Consider the following 5,011-nt stretch of genomic DNA (forward strand, 5'->3'; position numbering starts at 1 on the left):
GCACCTCGGCGGCGTCCTCGCCGGGAGCCGGCAGCACCGCGACAACCTGCATCCGCCCGCTGGTCACCGTGCCGGTTTTGTCGAGTAGGACGGTCTGGACCCGCCGCGTCGACTCCAGCACCTCCGGGCCGCGGATGAGGATGCCCACCTGCGCACCGCGTCCCGTCCCGACCAGCAGCGCCGTCGGCGTGGCCAGGCCCAGCGCGCAGGGGCAGGCGATGATCAACACGGCGACGGCCGCGGTGAAGGCGTCGGTCGCCGGCTGCCCGAGAGCCAGCCAGACCCCGAGGGTGACGAGCGCGATTCCGATCACCACCGGAACGAACACCGCCGAGACCCGGTCGGCGAGGCGCTGGACGCGGGCCTTGCCACTCTGGGCCTCCGTCACGAGCCGGGCGATGCGCGCCAGCTGCGTGTCGGCGCCGACCCGGGTGGCCCGGACCACAAGCCGCCCGCCGGCGTTCACCGTCGCCCCGACGACCGCGTCACCCGGGGCGACCTCGACGGGCACCGACTCGCCGGTGACCATGCTCGCGTCCACCGCCGACAGCCCGTCGAGCACGACGCCGTCGGTGGCGATCTTCTCGCCCGGGCGGACGACGAACTCGTCCCCGATCCGCAGCGCCTCGACCGGGATCCGCTCCTCGACCCGCCGCGGGCCAGTCCCCCGCGCACCGTCCGCCGGCCGGTCGCGCAGCACGGTGACGTCCTTTGCCCCGAGGTGGAGCAGCGCCCGCAGGGCCGCGCCGGAACGCCGGCGGGCACGTGACTCCAGGAATCGGCCGGTGAGCAGGAACACCGTCACCCCGGCGGCGACCTCCAGGTAGAGGGCTGTGCCCGCGCCGCCGTGGGCACTCCCGCCGGTGCCGTGGCCACTCCCCGAGTGGCCGATCTCGCCGGCCGAGGCTTCCGGGCCCGGGAAGCCGCCGGTGAACGAGAACGAGTGCCGCATCCCCGGTTCGCCCGCTCCGCCCAGGAACAGGGCGTACAGCGACCAGACGAAGGCGGCCAGCGTTCCGAGGGAGACCAGGGTGTCCATCGTCGCGACCCCATGCCGGGCGCCCCGGCCCGCGGCCCGGTGGAACGGCCAGCCTCCCCAGAGCACGACCAGCGTCGCCAAGGCCAGCGAGACCCACTGCCAGTAGTCGAACTGCCAGGCGGGCACCATGGCCAGTGCGATCACCGGCACGGCGAGCGTCGCCGAGCCAGCCAGCCGGACGCGTAGCGCCCGCAGCGCCGCGCCGGGCGCGTCGTCCTGCGTGCCGCCGCCGTCCTCGGCCTCCGCCGCACCAGTCGCATACTCGGCCGCGGTGTCAGTGCCGGCCGCACCCGGCCCACCCCGGACCGGGGTCGCGGAGTATCCCGCGGCCTGTACCGTGCGGATCAGATCATCGAGACAGACCGCGGGGGCTTCGGTATCCGCGAGGGTGACGGTGGCCTTCTCGGTGGCGTAGTTCACCGAAGCGGTGACGCCGTCCATCCTGTTGAGTTTGCGTTCCACCCGCGCGGCGCACGACGAGCAGGTCATCCCGCCGATCGCGAGCTCGATCCGCGCGGGGTGACCCGTTCTGACGTCGAGAGTGGTCATCAGATCTCCCCTTACAGCGGGCTGGAAGGTACTGCCGGTCGCGGACCGTGGGACCGGACACACCCGCCGGCCACCGGCACCGTTGGCACCACCGAAGCGATACGCCCGCCCGACAAGCTCGTATCCAGCCTCCGCAACGGCCTCCCGGACGGCGCCGTCCTCGACGACGCCGTCGCTGACGAGAGTGACCCGGCCCTCGGCCAGATCCACGGCGACGTCCGACACGGTCGGCAGCCGCGCGAGCTCCTCGGTCACGGATCGGACGCAGTGCTGGCAGGTCATCCCGGCCACCGTGTAGGCGGTCGTGTAGGCGGTCGTGTAGGCGGTCGTCATGGCCGTTCTCGTCTCCTCGTGTAAGCCGCCCCGGTCCCGATGGATCTGCCCATCCCACCGGCCACCGGCGCCCGTCCGACCCTCCGAACATACCCTCCCCCCGTATAGTGTACCGGTACCCGGTGGGGGTACCTTCCGAACCCATGGTCGATCATCACGGGAGAGATCCCGCCCACGCCGACACAGGAAGGCCGCGACGCGCAGCCCCCACTCTGAGTAACCTAACGGACGCTTTCCACGAACGCCGGACTCCCGGCACCACCGTGGCGAACCGTCCACGTTGAGGAACCGCCGCCGCGAGGGACGGTCAGCGGGAGGCGGCCAGGCGGCGGGCGACCTCGGTGGCCCAGTAGGTCAAGATGATGTCCGCCCCGGCCCGGGAGATCGCGGTCAGCGTCTCGTCGATCGCCCGGTCCCGGTCAATCCACCCGGCCGCCGCGGCAGCCTCCACCATCGCGTACTCGCCCGACACCTGGTAGGCCGCCACCGGTACGTCCACTGTGTCGGCCACCGCCCGCAGCACGTCCAGGTAGGCCAGCGCCGGTTTCACCATCACCGCGTCCGCGCCCTCGGCAAGGTCGAGCGCGACCTCGCGCCGGGCCTCCTCGGCCGAGCGGACCGGATCCTGCTGGTAACCGGTCCGGTCCCCGAACTGCGGGGCGCACTCGGCAGCCTCGCGAAACGGCCCGTAGAACGCCGAGGCATACTTCACCGAGTAGGCGAGGATCGGCAGGTCGATGAAGCCCTCCGCGTCCAGCGCGGCCCGGATCGCGCCGACCTGGCCGTCCATCATCCCGCTCGGCGCGACGACCTCGGCACCCGCACGGGCCTGCGCCACGGCGATCGCGCCGTAGCGCGCCAGGGTGGCGTCGTTGTCGACCTCCCCGGAGCTGGTGAGCAGACCGCAGTGCCCGTGGTCGGTGTACTCGTCCAGGCACAGGTCCGTCATCAGGACGACGTCGCCACCGACCTCGGCGACGAGATCGGCGAGCGCGAGCTGGACGATGCCGTCCGGGTCGTCGGCGGCCGAGCCGCGGGCATCCTTCTCCGCGGGCACACCGAACAGGATGAGCCCGCCCACGCCGGCCTCGACGGCCTCGACGGCCGCCTCCCGCAGCGAGGAGCGGGTGTGCTGGACGACACCGGGCATCGAGGCCAGCGGAACGGGATCGGCCACGCCCTCCTTGACGAACATCGGCAGCACCAGGTCGGACGGGTGCAACCGCACGTTCGAGACCAGCCGGCGCAGCGCGGGCGAGCGGCGCAGCCGGCGGGGACGTGCCGTCGGGTATCCGGCTGCGGCCCCGTTCCCCCGGGCCGGCACCCTCACCGCCGCGAGCCTCGCCGTGGCTTCGGCAACCGCGCGGCGAGCGGCCCGATCTTCCCGAGCTCTTCCCGGTGTTCGGCAGCGAACTCCGCCAGCGCCCCGACAAGGGCGGGGATGGACGCCTCCGGAGCCTGCACGTCGACGCGCAGCCCGAGCTCCTGGGCAGTGGCGGCCGTCGCCGGACCGATCACGGCGATCACCGTCGTCTCGTGGGGCTTGCCGGCGATGCCGACCAGGTTGCGCACGGTCGAGGACGAGGTGAAGACGACCGCGTCGACCCGGCCGCCCTTCAGCGCCTCCCGGATGGAGGCGGGCGGCGGAGCCGCACGCACGGTGCGGTAGGCCGTCACGTCATCGACCTGCCAGCCGCGTTCCTTCAGGCCGGCGACCAGGGTCTCGGTGGCGATGTCGGCGCGCGGCAGCAGCACCCGGTCGAGCAGGTCGAGGGTGTCGTCGAAGTCCGGCCAGTCCGCCAGCAGCCCCTCGCTGGACTGCTGCCCGGACGGGACGAGATCGGGCCGGATACCGAAGGTGCGCAGCGCGTCGGCCGTCGCCTCGCCGATCGCCGCAACCTTGACCCCCGCGAACGCGCGGGCGTCGAGGCTGCGTTCCTCGACCTTCTCCTGCACCGCCTTGACCGCGTTGACCGAGGTGAAGGCCACCCACTGGTAGCGCCCGGAGACCAGACCGGTGATCGCGCGCTCCATCGGGGCGGCGGTCCGCGGGGGCTCGACAGCGATCGTCGGCACCTCCAGCGGGCTTGCGCCGTGCGAACGCAGCAGGTCGGACAGGATCGCCGCCTGTTCCTTGGTCCGCGGGACCAGCACCGTCCAGCCGAACAGCGCCCGGGTCTCCCACCAGGACAACTTGCTGCGGGTCGCGACCACCGAGCCGATGGACAGCACGACCTGGGTGATCGGGGTGGGGGCCGCGGTCAACAGCGGTGCCGTGTCCGCCTCGACCCGATCGAGCGTCGAGGTGACGGTGCGCTGGTCGGTGGTGGTGCCGTCCACGGTCACCGCGATCGGGGTGTCACCGGGCCGCCCGTGCTCGACGAGCGCCGCCGCGACCTTGCCGACCTCCGTCGGCGCCGCCGTGACCACGAGGGTGCCCGGGGTCTGGGCGAGGGCACCCCAGTCCAGGTCGCCGGGGGGGGAGATGGGCGCACCGAACCCGCCGAAGCCGCCCGGGGCACCGAGGCCCAGCGGCGAGCCGAACCCGCCGGTTCCCAGGCCACCGCCGAGCCCGCCCCCGAGACCGGCGATCGGCCGCCCGCCCAGCCGCGAGGCCCCGAACGGAGGACCGGTGAGCGGACCCACCGGCTCGCTCCCGCCGAACGGCGAGGACGCCGGCACGGTGCCCGACGACGAGAAGACCCCGGAGGTGCTGGCGAAGGTGACCGGCGCGCCCGGGGCGACCCCGGCGTAGGTCGCGACCGCGGCGCCAGTGAGGATGCCGGGCACCACCCGATAGGGGATCTTGGCCTTCGCGAGCGCCTGGGCGTCCGCGGCGCCGATGCGAGTCAGCCACGGATCGGAGGCGTAGAGCCGGACCACCTTGTCACCGGCACGGGCCCTGCTCACCACCGCGGCGGTCGCCGCCTCCGCGTCACGGACCGGCTTCGGCGCCTCGAGGTCGCCAATGCGCAGCACTTCGGCGGTGAGGTTCTCCACCACCGCCGGCGCCACCTCGGGATCGGCCACCACCAGGTCGGCGGCGGCCAGGGTCTCGACCGCGAGGACGGTGAGCAGTCCGGGATCACG

Annotated in this window: 3 protein-coding genes; all 3 read right to left on the reverse strand. The window is 73.4% G+C overall.

The window, feature by feature from the left end; all coding sequences use genetic code 11:
* Nucleotides 1–1,921, reverse strand: a 1,921-nt coding sequence (locus ACY45C_RS12950) for a heavy metal translocating P-type ATPase (protein WP_462187873.1), incomplete at its 3' end; no start/stop codon positions are given.
* A gap of 307 nt (nt 1,922–2,228) precedes the next feature.
* Nucleotides 2,229–3,251, reverse strand: a complete 1,023-nt coding sequence (gene hemB / locus ACY45C_RS12955; RefSeq protein ID WP_462187874.1) for a porphobilinogen synthase — start codon at nt 3,249–3,251, stop codon at nt 2,229–2,231.
* The coding region (locus ACY45C_RS12960) for a bifunctional uroporphyrinogen-III C-methyltransferase/uroporphyrinogen-III synthase (protein ID WP_462187875.1) at nt 3,248–5,011 on the reverse strand (1,764 nt) is incomplete at its 5' end. The genes ACY45C_RS12960 and hemB, both read right to left, overlap by 4 nt.

This window comes from Frankia sp. CcWB2 (assembly GCF_977927585.1).